The organism is Kitasatospora sp. NPDC059577, from assembly GCF_042735475.1.
Lineage (GTDB): Bacteria > Actinomycetota > Actinomycetes > Streptomycetales > Streptomycetaceae > Kitasatospora.
In genome coordinates this window covers 59,574-75,317 of sequence record NZ_JBHWBZ010000001.1, presented here as the reverse complement: position 1 = coordinate 75,317, position 15,744 = coordinate 59,574, and the positions used below count along the sequence as shown (strand labels likewise).

12 protein-coding genes are annotated in these 15,744 nt (G+C 68.1%); 4 read left to right on the top strand and 8 right to left on the bottom strand.

Annotated elements, in window-relative coordinates; genetic code table 11:
- Positions 1 to 117: 117 nt before the first annotated feature.
- Complete coding sequence (locus ACFV0O_RS00375; RefSeq protein ID WP_380334167.1) at positions 118 to 429, bottom strand: hypothetical protein; 312 nt, start codon at positions 427 to 429, stop codon at positions 118 to 120.
- 264 nt (positions 430 to 693) lie between these two features.
- Between ACFV0O_RS00375 and ACFV0O_RS00370 the strand changes: the two genes are divergently transcribed.
- From ACFV0O_RS00370 to ACFV0O_RS00360, 3 genes are all read left to right on the top strand, one after another.
- Positions 694 to 1,455, top strand: a complete 762-nt coding sequence (locus ACFV0O_RS00370; protein WP_380334164.1) for an alpha/beta fold hydrolase — start codon at positions 694 to 696, stop codon at positions 1,453 to 1,455.
- Positions 1,448 to 1,906 (top strand): MarR family winged helix-turn-helix transcriptional regulator, encoded by a 459-nt coding sequence (locus ACFV0O_RS00365; RefSeq protein WP_380334161.1) that lies wholly within the window; start codon positions 1,448 to 1,450, stop codon positions 1,904 to 1,906. The genes ACFV0O_RS00370 and ACFV0O_RS00365 overlap by 8 nt, the downstream gene beginning before the upstream one ends.
- A 143-nt stretch (positions 1,907 to 2,049) precedes the next feature.
- Positions 2,050 to 2,667 carry an Imm43 family immunity protein gene (locus ACFV0O_RS00360; protein WP_380334158.1) on the top strand — a complete coding sequence of 206 codons (618 nt, stop codon included), beginning with the start codon at positions 2,050 to 2,052 and terminating at the stop codon, positions 2,665 to 2,667.
- A gap of 130 nt (positions 2,668 to 2,797) precedes the next feature.
- Here the strand turns inward: ACFV0O_RS00360 and ACFV0O_RS00355 are convergent, their stop codons facing one another.
- From ACFV0O_RS00355 to ACFV0O_RS00345, 3 genes are all read right to left on the bottom strand, one after another.
- On the bottom strand, positions 2,798 to 3,007 hold the full coding sequence (locus ACFV0O_RS00355) for a hypothetical protein (RefSeq protein WP_380334155.1): 210 nt from the start codon (positions 3,005 to 3,007) through the stop codon (positions 2,798 to 2,800).
- A 476-nt stretch (positions 3,008 to 3,483) separates the two neighbouring features.
- Positions 3,484 to 4,629 carry a helix-turn-helix domain-containing protein gene (locus ACFV0O_RS00350; RefSeq protein ID WP_380334152.1) on the bottom strand — a complete coding sequence of 382 codons (1,146 nt, stop codon included), beginning with the start codon at positions 4,627 to 4,629 and terminating at the stop codon, positions 3,484 to 3,486.
- Between the two features lie 6 nt (positions 4,630 to 4,635).
- Entirely contained in the window at positions 4,636 to 5,067 is a 432-nt protein-coding gene (locus ACFV0O_RS00345; protein WP_380334149.1) for an NUDIX domain-containing protein, read from the bottom strand.
- Between the two features lie 177 nt (positions 5,068 to 5,244).
- Between ACFV0O_RS00345 and ACFV0O_RS00340 the strand changes: the two genes are divergently transcribed.
- Entirely contained in the window at positions 5,245 to 5,718 is a 474-nt protein-coding gene (locus ACFV0O_RS00340) for a hypothetical protein (protein ID WP_380334146.1), read from the top strand.
- Here ACFV0O_RS00340 and ACFV0O_RS00335 read toward each other — a convergent pair.
- From ACFV0O_RS00335 to ACFV0O_RS00320, 4 genes are all read right to left on the bottom strand, one after another.
- Entirely contained in the window at positions 5,712 to 6,398 is a 687-nt protein-coding gene (locus ACFV0O_RS00335) for a hypothetical protein (RefSeq protein ID WP_380334144.1), read from the bottom strand. The two genes, ACFV0O_RS00340 and ACFV0O_RS00335, sit on opposite strands and share 7 nt — an antisense overlap.
- The gene (locus tag ACFV0O_RS00330; RefSeq protein WP_380334141.1) at positions 6,395 to 10,249 is read right to left on the bottom strand and encodes a CHAT domain-containing protein; all 3,855 of its coding nucleotides are present in this window, start codon (positions 10,247 to 10,249) and stop codon (positions 6,395 to 6,397) included. The genes ACFV0O_RS00335 and ACFV0O_RS00330 overlap by 4 nt, the downstream gene beginning before the upstream one ends.
- A 601-nt stretch (positions 10,250 to 10,850) precedes the next feature.
- Positions 10,851 to 15,095 carry a hypothetical protein gene (locus tag ACFV0O_RS00325; protein ID WP_380334138.1) on the bottom strand — a complete coding sequence of 1,415 codons (4,245 nt, stop codon included), beginning with the start codon at positions 15,093 to 15,095 and terminating at the stop codon, positions 10,851 to 10,853.
- Between the two features lie 300 nt (positions 15,096 to 15,395).
- Entirely contained in the window at positions 15,396 to 15,674 is a 279-nt protein-coding gene (locus ACFV0O_RS00320; RefSeq protein ID WP_380335354.1) for a peptide deformylase, read from the bottom strand.
- Between the last annotated feature and the right edge of the window lie 70 nt (positions 15,675 to 15,744).

Sequence of the window (15,744 nt, the reverse complement as noted above, 5' to 3'; positions counted from 1 at the left end):
GCCCGCGCCCGGCCGTACGGCGGCGACGATCCCGCCCGGGGCCCACGGCGATGCCGCCGGCCCAGCCGCCGAGGCATTCAGGCGCTCAGGCGCTCAGGCGCTCAGGCGTTCAGCCGTTCAGACGGCGGAGAGGCGCAGCTTGAACGGCGCGCCGTCGGCGTCGGGCGTCCAGCCGTTCGACCGCGCGGCCCGGATGCCCGCGGCGACCTCGCGCGGCAGGACGAGTTCGGCCGGCACCGGGTTCGGTTCGGCGACGGCCGGCCGCCCGGTCTCCACGACGAGCGTCGTTCCGGGGCGGGCCGCGTCCTCGACCGCGTACCCGAGGGTGCTGCCGTCGTAGTCGCAGCACCAGTGCCTGCTGCTCACCCGCCAGCGGTACTCCACGCCGTCGACGACGATGCGGCGGGAGCCCTTCTTCGTCAGTGCCACGCTCTGCCCTTCACTTCCGACTGCCGGTGACCGTCCGTCGCCCAGTCTCCCGTCCCGGCGCGCGCGTGTCACCGGGTTTGCCCGGAGCCCCGGCGCGTCCGCCCGGTGCCCGCCCGGCGTCCGCCCGGTGCCCGCCCGCGGATCACACCCGCCCCTGCCCGGAACGCCAACCGGGAACGCCGACCGGGACCGGCGACCCGGACGGTCCGGCGTGTGACCCGGATTACTTGTGTCATGACACATGTGTCGCGTAATGTATTCGATATGAACACGAACGAAACAGAGAGCAGTCCGACCCTCGTCTTCATCCCCTGCTTCTCCGGCGCCCCGTGGAGCGCCGAGCAGCTCGCCCCCTACGGCGAGGCACCCAAGCGCACCCTGCGCCTGCCCGAAGGCGTCGACGACATCGAGCGCTACGCCGACCACGTCGAGACCGCGATCGCGGACCTGGACGACTACGTGCTGGTCGGCGACTCGTTCGGCGCGAACATCGCGCTCGCGCTCGCCACCCGCCGCCCCCGGGGCCTGCGCGCCCTGGTCCTGTCCGGCGGATTCGCGGCCAACCCGGTCGACTCCAAGCCGTGGAAGGCCCTGATGCGGGTGGTCGGCAAGGCCCGCGGCCCGCTCTACCGGCAGCTGACGCTGCGGGCCCACGCCCACCGCCTCGCCTCCCCGTTCGACGACAACGGACAGGTGCCCTGGAGCGAGGCGCGCAGCCGCGACCTGTTCCTCGCGAACACCCCGGCCACCTCCTTCGACGCCCGCCTGCGGGCCGTCCTCACTGCCGACTACGTCGACGCGCTCGGCCGGGTCCGGGTCCCGACCCTGCTGCTGACCCCCTCGCACGACGTGCTGATCGGCGAGAACGCCTCCAAGGTCATGCTCGCGGGCATCCCCGACGCCCGCGAGGTCGTGCTGCCGAACACCGGCCACATGTTCCGTTTCTCCCACCCGGCCACCTACGCCAGCGCGGTCAAGGACTTCCTCGACGCGCTGCCGACCACCCGACAGGGCGCCGATGCGTAAGGCCGAGCACCTGCGGTTCGCGATCCTGGCAGCCCAGCGCGAGGGCAACCGGTTGCTGATCCAGGCGCTCAAACCCCACGGCATCACCCCGTCGCAGGCCGAGGTGCTGCGGCTGCTCCAGCAGCACGGCACCCTGACCCTCAACGGGCTCGGACAGCTCCTGGTGTGCGAGAGCGGCACCAACCCCAGCCGGCTGGTCGAACGCGTCGTCGCGGCCGGGCTGGTCGAGCGCCGCACCGACGCCGCGGACCGCCGGTACCTCCGGCTCAGCCTCACCCCTGAGGGCGAACGCCTGGCCACCGCGGTCGCCGGGATCGAGGAGTTCCTCTACAGCTCGATGGACGCCGCCGCCGAGGGCCTGGACACCGACGCGATGCTCGACTTCCTGCACAGGTTCATCGACACCCTGCCCTCGGGCGAAGCCCTCAACAAGCGCCTCGCCCTCGACTGACACCACGACCCCCACGGGACCCGCACGGGACCCGTCGACCGCGCGCCGAGGAAGGAGCGACCCCTGCACCCCCTGGCTGCCCGCGCGCACGGCCGGTCGGCGAAGGTGGGGGACGACAGGTCGGCGAACGGAAGGCGGAGGCCTTGCAGCACTTCACATTGGCGTCCAAGCAGGAGGCCCGCTGCCCCGTGTTCCTGAACGGGGTGATCCACGAAGAGTTCTCGGACGACGGCTACGACCGGCCGATGCACTACGCCTGGCACTACGCCACGGGCGGCGCACCGACGGCCGACCTGCCGCCCGAGCTGTGGCTGATCACGAAGGACCGGGCCTACGACTTCGACTTCCACACGTCGTTCGGCGGGCACGTCGTCAGCGGCGACTTCCTCTCGCTGATGCGGTCCACCGACACCGGCCGGTGGCAGGCCGCGAGGCTGCACCCGGTGTCCACCACCGGCCGACGGATCGCGCGCAAGGACTACTTCTTCGTGAAGTTCCCCCCGGCCGAGCTGCTGAAAGTCGAGGACGTGGTCGACCTGGAGAACTCGAAGATCGACTTCCGTCGTGACGGACAGATCAAGAAGGTCTGGGAACTCCGCTTCAGCAGGCCGCCGGAGCGCGACCTGTTCCTCCTCGACTGCATCCCGCTGCTCGGTGTCGCCTTCTGCTCGAAGCGGTTCGCCGACGGCGCGCAGGAGTTCGGGCCCAAGGGCGTCGACTTCGTCGCGCTACCCGACATCGGAACCGTCCAGAGCGCCTGAGCGGCCGCCGTTCAGCACACCACCGGGACGGGCCGTCGGGAGTTCGGCACCGCTCCGGCCGCACGCCCGGCCCTCCTCGCCATGGTCGACCGGGTCGCGAACCGCCTGGCCGAGTCAGACGCCGGCTGAGTCAACCGAGGTACGGGGCTGCCTCGTTCCGGAACCCGTGGTCGAGCCGAAGCCGGGTCGTCGGGGCGATGTCCAGTCCTTCGAGTTCCACTCGCTGCACCCAACGGACCTCGAAGGACTCGGAGCCGGCGGCGAGCCGACCGCCGACCGGCCTCGCGTGAAAGCACAGCGAGAACTCCTGGCGCACCTCACCGTCGGAGAACTCGCTCATCTGCGGAGACCGCCATGAACCCGCAAATCGCCAACGACATCGTCCGCACCGCTGGTGTCCTGACCGCCATCCACGTCAGCCCCGAGGGCCGACGGCGAACTCACCCTGGGGAGGTGGCGTGAACGCGACCGCCCCCTCGAACCTCGACGGGAACCCCAGCGGCCTCCTCTCCTCCGTCCAGCCGGGTAGTACGAGCGTTGTCGTGGCGCGGCAGCCGCACCCATTGCCGCGGCCGTCGCCGTGCTCACCGGCATCGTCACCCTGCCTCCCGCCCTCGGGAGCGTTCCCGCCACCGGGAGCCCTTCGGTCCGGACCGTTTGGGCCCAGTGATCGATGCGGGGTGCCGTTCTCCACACCGAGCGTGAGCGGCACCCGCTCCACCGGCTGGGGCAGTTCCTCCCAACCGACCGCCACCCATCGTCCCGGGGGAGTGTGAGTTCGCCGTGTTCATCGCCGTCCAACCGTCGGCCCGGAGGTCAGGCGGCTAGCTCCGCCCGCAGCCGCGCGAGAGCCTCGTCCGCCTGCTCCCGGACCTCGGGCAAACGGCGGCCCGCCCGCACAGCTCGTTGCAGCTGGTGCGGCAGCCGGTGGAGCGTCGCACCGTCGATCGCGCTACCGAGCTGCTGCGTTGCTCCGACCGGATCTCCTTTCCTCAACAGCACCTCGCCTGCGGTGATCGCCGCGATGATCCGCCACTGGGAGGTCGCTGCCGGCCCGGCCGCCGGCGCCCGGTCGAGTCGGTGAACCGCTTCAGCAACGCGGTCGGTCCCCATGAGGCCACGGAGTCGGACTTCGTGCAGCGTGAACTCGGAGAACAGGGCAGTGGGCGCTGCCTCCACCAGGAGTCGGCCGGCCTCCTCGATCGCGGCGTCGAAGACGGCGGCGTTCCCAGCGGTTCCGGCGGCGCGGGCGAGCAGGACGACCGCCTCGGCGCGTTCGGTGCTGGTGCGGGCGGTGTCGCGGGCCTGGCCGAGCCGGTCCAGCGCGCGAAGGTGGAAGCCGGCCTTGCGCAGCTCGTTGCCGTGGTGGCGCAGCGCGTGGGCGTGAAGGCCCGGGTCGCCGAGGCGCCGGGCGACGTTCAGGCCCTTTCCGGTCCAACGGGCCGCGGTGGCCAGGCGCTCCTCCGGCAGCACGTGGCCGAGGGCGACGCCGAGACCGACCTGGGCTCGGGCGAGCAGGCGCAGGGTGTCGAGGTCGGCGTGACCGTCGGCGGTGCGTACCTCCAGACGGGCGACCAGCGGCCACAGCTCGGCGACCGCGGTGGTGGCCTGACCGGCCTGGCGTGCGATCTCGGCCAGGCGCAGCACCGAGTCGGCGAGCTGGATCACGAGTTGGTGGTCTCCGTCGGCTTCGTCGGTGATGCCGAGGCAGTGCGGTGGCAGGCCGAGGCGCTCGGCGATGTGGCGCAGGGCCCCGATGTCGGTGATGGTGCGAGAGCCGGTCTCGATGCGGGAGACGTAGCTGGTGGAGTAGCCGAGGTGGTAGGCGAGTTCCTGCTGCGAGAGTTCGTGGATCTCGCGGTGGAGCTGGAGGATCTCGGGCAGGGCGCGGCGGCGCAGGATGTCCTGGGCCCCGGGGGTGGTCCAGTGCCAGCGGATGCCGCCGTAGGGGTCGGTCCGCACCGCTGGTCAGGCCCGGTCGCGCAGTTCGTACCAGCGGGCGACGGAGTCCTTGTAGCCCTGCGGCATGACCAGGCCGGGCACCTCGTCGCGGTGGAAGAGGCCGGCCTCCTTGTGTTCGTGGCTGACGACCGGGGACCGATCGGCGTCGGTGGCAGTGCAGCCGTAGGTGACGATGAAGACCTTGCGGCCGGGGACCGGCTCGTACATCCACACGTCCAGCAGTGGACCGGCGGTCGCCGTCCAGCCGCTCTCCTCCTGGATCTCCGTGACCACCCGCTCCTCGGGTGTCTCCGTGCCCTCAAGCTTCCCGCCGGGCAGCTCCCACTCCCGGCGCTCGTTCTTCAGCAGCAGCACCCGTTGCTGCGGGTCGAGCACGACGCCCTTGATGGAGATCGGGAAAGCCATTGGCACGTAGGGCTGTTCAGTCTGTCCGGTCATCGCTTCTTCCGGGGCGCACGGGCGGGTTCGGGCCCGTCGAAGGTAGCAGTTGCGCGGCCGCGCGAGGCCTCACAGCCCGGTGATCCCTCTTTGACAATCTGTCACTTTCCATCGGGGTGGTGGGGCGTGGAAAGTATGTCGCCTCCCACCAACTCGGTCCCACGAGGGAGCTTCACCATGCCGTCTTCCGATTCCAACAGTGAGGAGTTCACCGCGGGCCTGCTGGCCGGAGCCGCGCACGAGCACGCCGGCGAGGTGCTGCGCGAGCACGGGATGCTGCGGCTCGCCAGGCTGGGCAGGCGCGACGACGTGCTCCTCGCGGCCGACCGGCTGATGTCCTCGTTGTGGAATCACCGGGATGCCGACCCGGACGGGCTGACCGTCATCCGCGACACCGGCCGCCACGACGGACGGCCGGGCTTCGCCGGCCTGGGGCACAGTGCCCTGGCTCTGCACACCGAGCCCGAGAGTGATCATGATGGCTGCTGCCAGCATCGACCACTTGGTGATGAACCCACAGGTCAGAGCACTACGCCGCGCTCCATGATCCCGCCCGGACCGCCACGTGCTACCCCGTCCGCTCACGCACTCCGTTGCTCACATCGCTGCGGCGGTGCATCAGCGGCACTACTCAGGTTGGTAGCTCATTGAAGATCGATTGTCCGTAGCGCGGGAGGCAGATCCGCGCGGTAGGGGATCAGGCCCAGGCGCCGCTGCCTGACGGTGGCGGCGACGGAGACGTGCGCTCGCACGGCCGCGCCAGCTGGAGCTTTGACCACAATGGTCAGTGTCTCGTCCCCAATCAACGGGGCCGCGCTCGTCGCCTTGAATCGCCACTCAGGGTCGCTGTCGCGCTCGCCCATACCCACCAGGAACAGGTGCTCGTGCTGCTGATTGGGAGTGACATCCAGAGTGGACTCGACGATGGCCAGCTTGGCGGTCAACGCGATCCGTCCCACTCGTCCGGCAGGACTGGCCCGCTTCTTCGGGGCGATGGACCAGGCGATCGGTTGTCGGTCCTCGGGCTCGTCGGGAGCCTCCAACTGGATCCCGACACCTGCATCGACGAATTCGTCCTCGTTGTCGGCTGGCCGAAAAGCGCAGACCAGGCTGAGCAGCAGGTAGTCGCTGTGGGCGGACTCCGACTCAAGGTAGCCGAGCCACTCCTCATCTCCCTGGGACGCCTGCTCGGCCGTGAGCCGCTGCACCGCGGCCACCCCCAGGGAGACCCGTCCGCGCAACGGGGCTGACGGAGTCGGGGTATGGAGCCGCGGCACCGGAGACAGCTCGACGTCCATGAGGACAGGTGCGTCGATGATGATTTGGTTCACTGCACTACTCCTCGAGATGTGTGCGGCGCGCGCCAGTCGCCGATGAAACAGAACGCACCCCAGTCCCGGTACGCGGGGTGCTTGATACGCGTGTGGCACTGGGCGGCACGGAACGCGGCCCGCCGGTCATCATTGCCAGCCAGCTGTCCGTACAACTCGGCGAAGAAGTCGGTGGCCACGTCGGGATGGACCGGCCACAGGCAGCCGACGACGGCCGAGGCCCCGGCAGCCAGAAAGGCCGCCGGCAGGCCGCGCAAGTTGTCGTTCACGTCGTAGCGGCCCAGCGCCGACTCGCACGAGCTCATGGTGACGAGTTCGACGCCACGCAGGTCGGTTCTGAGGATGTCGTGCGCGAAGACCCGGCCGTCGTTGTCGGGATCGGGCGACAGGAAGAGGCACTGGTACCAGGAGGCCCACTCGTTGTGCGCGCCGTGCGCCGCCACGTGCACGTAGCGCGAGGTGCCGAGCTCGCGTAGGAAGCGGCTGGGCGTGGCGGCGGCTCCGAGCACGGCTCGGCCACCCATCGACGCCGCGACCGAGGAAGCATGGTACTCCAATGCCGTCTCGGCAACCAGGCCGTGCCGCACACCGCCGCTGGCCGACCCGAACGCCACGAGCTCATGGCGTGCTGCGGGCGGCGTCAGCTCTCCGGCGGTGGTGCGGAGCGAGGCAAGGCTCGAAAGCTGCGTCACGGTCCAGTCGTCCGCCACCAGCCCGTCTACGACAGGAAGCAGCGGAAAGGGGACGAAGTGGAGTGGCCCGTTCGGCCAGATGCACAGATGCCGCTTGCCCTCGTCCGGCCAGCGCCCCATCAGCTCCGTGAAACCGGCCAGGCATTGTGCGCCAGCGTGGTCCAGAGCGGTGCCCGCCTCCCGGCTCACCGGGCGGTGCAGCGGATCGGCAGTAACGGCTTGTCGCAGCACGGAAACGGGGCTGGCCACCGGGTGGATCAGCATCGTGTGGAGACCGCGGGTGAGGCGAAGCAGATCGCCGCCGACATCGTTGAACGCGACGGTCCGCAGGCGGACTTCCTCGCGAGTCACCGCCAGGCCAACCGTCCCGGTACGGAGGCCGGTCGCATTCGGTCCCGGGAACTGCCCGAGGAACAACGACAGCAGCACCGTGTCCTCCGGGAGCAGCGCCTGGACTTCGTCCAGATCCAGGAGGGCGTTACGCGGAAGATTCCGGCTCAGGTGGAGTTCCATGCTGATCCGGCGGTCGACGGCCCGCTGCAGGTTGCGCTGCCAGGCGTCAGGATCGCTCTCGGGTTCGGCCTCGCCAGTTCCGACGTAACAGAGGATGGCGTCGTCCGGGCTCAGCGCGCCTTCCGCAGGCGGAGGTTGGGCGGCGTCGAGGCTCGCCCGGTCGATCGCGGCGGCGAGCGCACGTGATGGTGTGAACGGACCAGAGCGTTCGGTTGCGATCGAGAAGTCCATGCCCTTGGCCACCTGGTGCAGCAGGAGAACAGTGCTCGCATCGACCCGGGCATGCGCAGACAGGAGGTTGCCGAGGGTGAGGCACAGCTCTCGGAGCTTCCAGGCGATTCCCTCGTCGGTGCTCGCTCGGAGTGAAGTCATTCTGCTGAGCAGTGCGTTGGCAGCACCGCTCGCCGCCGGATGGTCACAGCGCCCGACGCTGGCCAACCCGGCTTCGAATGCGTCCAGCGCCAGATCCTCCTGGTCGGCCATCGTGTACTGCGCGCCGGCCACGGCGAAGCACTCGGCCGCCGTCACCCAGTCCCCCGCGCGGTCGGCGCGCACGGCCAAGTCGTAGGACAAACGGCCGTACAGGTGCGCCACCATCTCGACGTGCTGGTCCACCCAGTCCGGAGCCGATCGGGCGGCCTCCAAAAGCAGGGTTCGGCCCAGGGCCTGCTCGTCGTCCTCACCGCAATGCGCGGCGAGGTGGACCAGTGCCGCTGCCCGCTCGGCCGGCTTCCGGGAAGGTTCTGTGGTGAGCTCCTCCGTCGCGGCCCGGACCCCGCCCGGCACCGGGCAGTCGAGCGTGTCCTCATGGAGCAGGTGTACCTCGCTGGCCCAGCGCACCCGCTGCTGGTCGGGCTTCCGGAGCCGGAGACCCGCCCCGTCAGCGGCCTCAATGAGTGCGACCTCCAGATCCCGGTGCCCCGTTTCGGTGGCGAGGACCAGTGCCTCGGTGAAGAGGCTCGCCGCCTCGTGCTCGCCTTGGCGCTCGCGGACTTCGTCGAGCGGGACTGGCAGCAGGCCGTCCAGCTCGTGGGGCAGGACCAGTTCACCAAGCAAGACGAGGATCTTCAGCAGGTACAGGTAGCCGAGCGGATCGCGGAACGGGTCCAGGGTCCCGACTGCCTCCCGGGCCGCCGCCCTCGCCTCCTGGTCGTACGAGGTCCCGGTCAGACCGGCGAGCATGGAGAGGGCCTCGACCAGGGCCTTGAGCGTTCGGCCGCGCTGGTGGCCGGTGGCAAGCGCCGCCGCTTCCCCGAGCCGGGCCACGGCCTCCTCGACCGCATGCCGCGGGTCCGGCATGGTGACGCCCTCCCACCGCACGGTGTGGACGCCCATGTACCGGGCCTCGCGGTCGCGCCGGAGTTTCTGGGCTGAGGCGAATGACAGGTCCACCAACCCCCCGGTGTAAGGGGTCAGGCACAACAGGCCGTCTGCGAACAGGGTCTCGGCGAGTTCGGCGACGTCCTGAATGGCATCGCGGCCACGTAGTTCGTCGATCTGTCGGCCGGCCACCTCACGCGCGTGCTGGAACAGCACCGCGTCCGACTGCTCAGCCAGGGTCAGCCGGGCCGCCTCGACGAAGGTGTCCGCCACCCACCACCATGGGCCGTCCCTGTCGGTCCCCCAACGCTGCTCGGCCGCCGCCAAGGTCAGGGCCAGCACGGCAACCGCCCGCCGTGGCGTGCCAATCCTGACCAAGTCGACGGCCACCGCCACCACGATCCGTACGGCGGCCTCCGACAGTTCGCTGCCCGACTCGCTGACCCGCCGCAGTGCCTCCTGCTCGGCGACAACCCGTTGGTCCACCTCGTCACCGAGGGCGATCAGGCGACGTGCTTGCGCTGCCTCGGCCTCGGTCGGTGGCGGTGCTGGAGCTGGCGCGTCCTGTGTGCCCCGGTCGGTGACGGCGTCGCCGTCGCGCCCCAGTCGGAGTGTGTGCTCCAGCAACAGCCCGGTCGCCTTGGCCAGGTTCGTACGGTCGGACCGCCGGCCGTGCTCCAGGTCGAGGTCCGCTGCCCGACGCAGCCAGTCGACTGCCTCCCGCAACTGGGCGACGACGTCGCTCCGCTCGGTGCCCGGCAACTCGGCCCGGCGGCCGAACCCCGTCCCCACGCCGATCATCGCTGACACCTGCTCGGTAGACCCCGGTTGTGCCAGCTCCAGGGCGCGACGGTACGAGCGTTCGGCATCAGCCAGATCCGCCGGGAGTCCAGTCAGCTCGTAGCGGCCGACGTGGGCGCTGCCGAGGGTCAACAGACGCGTGGCGGTGCGCGAAGCCGACTGCGCCGGCAGCGCCGCCACAGCACTCAACAGCTCAACGGCCTGGTCCACGTCGGCTAGCCGTGCCCGGTCGTCCCGAGCTAGCGCTGTCGCACGGTACTGGTACGCCAGACCCAGCAGGGTGTCCTGGTACGCACAGTCGCTACCCCGGGGAATGCGCTGTAGCAGCCCAAGAGCCTCGTCCAGAGCAGCCCAGTCCTGTTGTTCCTCGAAGTCCACCACCAGGTCAGCCGCATGCTCAAGCGGATCGGCCCACGGGTCGTGCCTGGTCTCCTGCACCAGCCTGGGCCAGAGCTCACGCGGGACCTTCCTGCGGTCCGCGAGGAATAGCAGACCGAAGAGATGGATCGCCATCTCGTGCTCCATCTGCGCACGGTCACCATCGCCAAGCACAACTGCTCGCGCCCAGTGGAACGCAGCCGCTGTGTACAGAGCCTTGGTGTCAACGTGGCGTGACCCCTGAACCTCCTCGGCGAGGAGGGCCACGAGTCTCATGGCAGACTCGCGCCCCGCTTCGTCGAGTAGCGCTTCTGTCTCCGACCGGTAGGCGTACTCGGCAAGCCGAGCATCCAAGTCCTCGACAAGTGCGTCCCGCATGGCTCCCCCGTGGTGACCGACCGCCATCGTGACACGATCCGACCCACATGGCGGCGGAATGCCAGCACCTGTTCCCCTCCCCTAGGCCGACTCGGGCTCCCTACAGACGCGACGTTGGGCTCAGGCCAGGTAGGAAGGTCCGGACTCGCGAGGGGTTACCTCAACACGCTTTCCAATTCTGCGCAGGGGTGTTCGATGAGGTCCGCACAGGTTCTGACCTGCTGGTCTCTGGTTGTTGGAGCGGAGGTTGAACCCGCATGCACGGCAATGAATGAGACCAAGACTGAGACCAGGGATGCTCCCGTGGTGAGCGCGCGGAGGCGTGAAGTGCAGCCTCTCACTTTGTACGGAGAAGCTTGAACGGATCGGCCTACCGGCTGGCCGCGTCCACAGCCGAGAGGTCTGCGGTGAGTGCCAAGCGGTCGATGATGTCCAGGCAGCGTTCGCGGTCACCTCGACTGGTTTGCCGGTACAGGCGCAGGACGAGCGGGATGACGTAGTGGCCGGCCAGCTCTCGGTCAGCCACTCGCTCACATGCTTCGAGAGCGCTCTGGGGCAGTCGAGTGGTCTGCCGGTTGAGGGTGATAAGGAGGTTCCTGCTGTTCTTCGGGAAGGACGTGCTGTGGGTGAATGCCTTGACGAAATCGTTGAGAGCGGTTCCGTCCAGTTGGTCGATGTTGGCTGTGGCCCTTGACGCACTTTCGCGGACGGTAGCGTCGGCGTCATCGAAGAGGGGGGAAAGCCATGGGAGAGAGCGCCCCGGGTACTGGGCAAAGAGCTGCGCGGCGCCGCTTCGTGCGGGCTCGCTCAATTCTTGGACGGTCTGGGGGAGTTCTGGTGTGAGGACTTCCCAGATCGCAAGGATGGCCCAAATCTGGCCGGAGTTGCTGCCGGAATCCGCTGGGAGCTTCAGGGCTTCAGAGAGGTAGTGGCTGAAGCGTGCCATGTCCTGTTGCAGCGCCAAGACCAGAAGGTCGCGCACAGTGTAAGCGCTGTAGAGGTTCGCAGTGGGGTGGGCCAGCAGTTCGTCAGCGAGGTCCAGGGCCGTGTTGGGGTCGTGCTTGTGGAGGACGTGCACCGCCAATGCCGCGCAGGTCCGTACGGCGGGTGACGGGTCGCTGGCAAGGCGCCGCACAATCTGGGTGAGCGCTGGCAGGTGCTGGTCGCTCTGTGAGAGTAGTGCTCCGGCCGTCCAGACGGCGTGCCCTCGACTGGTGTTGGTTCCCGCAGTGACCAGGTCGTCAGTCGCGCTGTAGCCGGGGGCGGCCGTCTGGTCTTGGGAGAACCTGTCGAGGAGTTCAACAAGGGCCTGGTTGGTTTTAGTGCGGTTCGAGTCAATGGTGCGACAGATATCCGGGATGCTGGATGGACCAACGCATTGGTAGACGTGCACGCATAGGTCGGTGAAGTGATCTGCGTCCAGGGACGGCGCGACAGCGCGGAGGATAGCAGCGAAATAGACCAGGGGCGAGGCGCTGTCGAGCGTCAGGGCCATGCGAGCGAAGCGCTGAGGCTCGCGCTCTGCTCGGCGGCCCAGCGTCTGCGAGAGTTCGAACGCCCCTCCTTGCGTGCTCCATTGATCATTGTGCTCAGGCTTGGCGTAGATGGCCAAGGCGTTCAGCCAGTGGCTGTCCTTCATTCGTGCACCAGCCTCATCGCTGATCGGCGGTGCGACAGGGCGCACCTCCGACGCCGGCGCGGGAGCAAGAACACCCGGTGCCTCGAACTTCCTCTCCCATTCGCCAAGTCGCCGACGCGCCAGATCCGTGAGGCGGGTCGGGTCTACCGCTGACAGGAGCCGGTACTGGGTAATCCCGAGCAGGCCCAAGCCAAAGCCTCGGTGTTCGGGGCGACGACGCTCCCAGGAGGGGTAGAGCTCCAGGAGCGCCGTGAGAAGGGAATTGAACGTTTCGCTTGAGCACCGGCGGGATACGAATTTGATCATGTCCCGGGTGGCCCACAGGACGGCATCCCAGATTCCCTGCCGGAGGGCGTCGTCAGCAAGCAGCCATCTCACGGCCTCATCAGTCCGGTCGGCGGTTGTGTGCACCCGGGCCACGATGTAGTTGGTTTCGGGCCCATTGATCGCCATGAGCTGCCGCAGGGCGTCATCAACGATGCCGGGTTGGCTTGCAGCAAGTGCGCCAAGCGCCTGTTCGAGGCCTCGGATGAGGAGGGATCCTACGTCGTACGCGCCCAGATACATGTGAGCCCAGGGGCTCTGGCCAGTGTCTTTTCCGCGAGCTTCCTTAGCGGCGGCGATCTTGAGGACGAAAGGCAGCACCTCGGTGACGAACGCTGCGGGTGCCCCGGCGGCGCATGGAGTGATCACATCGCGGGCAGAGGGCGTGTAGTCGGTGAGGAGGCCGGCTTTGAACGGGTCCTCGTGCCCGTCTTGAGCAGCGCGCACCGCCGTCCGACGTAGGTATGCGCCCAGAATGCGAGTAGCGCTCTGTGGATCTTGGCTTGTAAGGGATTGCAGATTGCTGAGAAGAGCGATGCCACCAGCCTCACGCCCGTGGGGGTCATCGAGTTCCCCCCGGTCGATCAGTTCCGTCACGAGCGACTCGAGGCCAGCGCTCATTGCCCAGAAGACCAGGCGCTGCAGCCGTTCACGCCAGACATCTGATACACCGGCATAGGGGTGCACCAAGGCGGAAACCCGCTGTGGTCGATAGCTGACAACACTGACAAGAGAGTTGAATGGCTCTGCTGCCGTGGCAGGATCCGCCAGCAGGCGTTCCCAGAAACCATCGTGGTCGGCAGCATCGAACCACACGGGGTGCCCCAGCAGGGACCGGATCTTGGGCGCCAGGGGCGAGGAGCTCCAGGCCAGATCCTCCAGTAGCTGCCAGTCAGCGGAGGTGGCCTTGAGTTGGCGCAGCACGGTGATGACTACGTCGTTGATGTGCGGGCGGATAGCATGCGATTCGAGTAGATCGCGGACATCGGCGCGGAGACGGCTGGGGTCGATCGCCTCCGTGTATTCCAGGATCTGCCGGGTTTGGGCGCGGCGGAATAGGGCCTGTCCGGAACCGGCGAGGAAGTCGTGGAGCGATGTGGTGCCGGCCATGAAAGCGCGAGCGAAGAGGTAGTCGAAATAAGACTCGTGGAAGAATCCGATGCGGTCGTCGGTCTCCATCGCGAGGATGCCCTCGGATTCGAGGACCTGGACATCGGCCTGGTTGAAGCGGTCGAGAACCGGGCGGGGTGCGCTTAGGGTCTCGTGGTCGCTCAGATGTTGAACAAGGGCCGTGGTGATCCGGTGCCATGCCTCGGGGGTGAGTTTGCGCTCCACCGCGTTGCGGCGCTCCTTCGTGAACTGCGTGTACAGCTGCTGGAGGGTGCGATAGGTGCCTGTGCGGGCGTCGGCGGAGAGGCGGCTGAAAACCGACAGGTGTAGAGGGACCTTAAGCAAGCGCAGCGTCTCAGGGCTGAGGGCAGAGGGGTCGGTACCGTACTCCGCCAAGGCTGTCCGAAGCGATTCGTCGGTGAGTTCGTCCAAAACCAGCCTCGCGACACGGTCGCTGGTGGCCAGTGCCCGTAGTCGGGAGTCCTCCTCGACATCGACCTTGCGGGCAACCAGCACCACTTTGACTGAGGGCTCGTACCGCAGTTGCTCGATCACCTCGGCCACGGCGCCGTACACCTCGGACATTCGACCGCTGTAGGTGCTAACGGCGTCCAACTGGTCGATCACCAACAGCGAGGGCTGGCCACCAGCGGCGTTTGCCAGCACGACGGCCGGGGAGTCGGAGAGTTCCATTACACGGCCAAGGGCAGCAGCGCTCTGCACGTTAGGGCTGGCTGCGCTCATTCTGACCGCAGCCGCGTACCAGCCGCGCTCTTGCAACAGCTGTACCACATCGCTGACAACCGTCGATTTGCCCATCCCGGCGCGGCCTTCGCAGAGCACGATCTGAGGACCGTCCGGTTGCAGGAGCCGCTCCATCAGCTCTTCTGTATAGGGCCGAACCGCTAGCCCCAGCGTGGGCCGATTCTCGCCTGCATGCCGGGTGAAGCGGCCGACCGAGTCGGAAAGCGCGAGCGCGGTGGTCTCGTCGCCGATGAGGTAGCGGCGCTTGACCTTCTTCTCCGCCAGGTAAGACCAGATCTGAGGTGCGGTCACCACTTGGTGCAGGTGATCGTCGCAGAAATCCCGCAGGAGGGAGACCACGGTCTCCGCGTCATCCCGCACAAGGAACGAGTAGCTCAAGACCACCTCGCGGCGCAGGCTCTCCCCTGGCTGGTGCCACACCTTGATCTGCTGCAGGTACCGCCATGCGTTCTCTTCCGTCGCCTCTGGCCAGTTCGAACGCACCGCTGCGAACTCGGTGGCCTGGTCCTTCGTTCGGATCTCTTCAAACTCGGCGAATGTTTGGGCAGCAACAGCTCGTTCGCAGAGCGATTCCAGTTCCCCAGCATCCGTTGACAGGATCAGGCGGACGGTCTTGCCTCCAGCAAGATGCCTCGCCACCTTTTCCAGCACCGGGGCCAGCCGTAGCAGCGTCCAGCGTGTGCCGCTGTCTTTGACCTGGTCACAGCACGGCCCATCCGGGAACTGGATCTCGAACTCGATGCCCTCCCCCGCATCGCCCGGCGGCTCCAATCGCATGCTCGACGCCTTGCCCCGCAACAGCTGGCCGATCTGGAGGGCTGTCCACCAGTGCTCGTACCTGTTAGGGAGCTTGTCCGCGGCCCCGCCTGCCATCGCCATTCAGTACCCCGCACAGCACCGTGATATCCGAGCCCAACCACCCGGAAGTTAAACGCTACCTGCCACTACCGACTAACGCCGCCAGGAAGATTCAGACCGTGATCGAGACGGCCGCTAGCTCGGCCGTGCGGAGCAACCCCTCGAAGGGATCAGTACGAAGCGGTCCGCTGAAGGTGCCCCGCGGCCCCATTTCGCTGATTAGCACGTCCAGGTCGAGCCCGTGCCTCGGTACTCCTCGACCGGGATCGGGTGGATGTCGGGGCGCATGCGGGCGGTGTAGAGCAGGCCGTCGAGGCGGTCGATCTCGTGGGCGATGAGGCGGGCCAAGCCGAACTCGTAGGTGACCGTGGTGATGGTGCCGTCGAGGCTGGTCGCGGTGACGCTAATGCGGAGGGGACGGGGGACCAGGCCGCGGACGTCGAAGAAGCTGAGGCATCCATCGTACTTCTCGTCGGTCTCGCCGGAGGCGGCCGTGATCGTCGGGTTGAGCAGGATGATCGGCTCGGCGCCGACGGTCGGGGGAGGACGAGGGCGGCGGCGCGGGGGA

Coding starts and splice junctions, on each gene's coding strand:
- ACFV0O_RS00370 (WP_380334164.1), top strand. CDS start 694: ATGAACACGAACGAAACAGAGAGCAGTCCGACCCTCGTCTTCATCCCC.
- ACFV0O_RS00365 (WP_380334161.1), top strand. CDS start 1,448: ATGCGTAAGGCCGAGCACCTGCGGTTCGCGATCCTGGCAGCCCAGCGC.
- ACFV0O_RS00355 (WP_380334155.1), bottom strand. CDS start 3,007: ATGAGCGAGTTCTCCGACGGTGAGGTGCGCCAGGAGTTCTCGCTGTGC.
- ACFV0O_RS00345 (WP_380334149.1), bottom strand. CDS start 5,067: ATGACCGGACAGACTGAACAGCCCTACGTGCCAATGGCTTTCCCGATC.
- ACFV0O_RS00340 (WP_380334146.1), top strand. CDS start 5,245: ATGCCGTCTTCCGATTCCAACAGTGAGGAGTTCACCGCGGGCCTGCTG.
- ACFV0O_RS00330 (WP_380334141.1), bottom strand. CDS start 10,249: ATGGAGCACGAGATGGCGATCCATCTCTTCGGTCTGCTATTCCTCGCG.
- ACFV0O_RS00325 (WP_380334138.1), bottom strand. CDS start 15,095: ATGCGATTGGAGCCGCCGGGCGATGCGGGGGAGGGCATCGAGTTCGAG.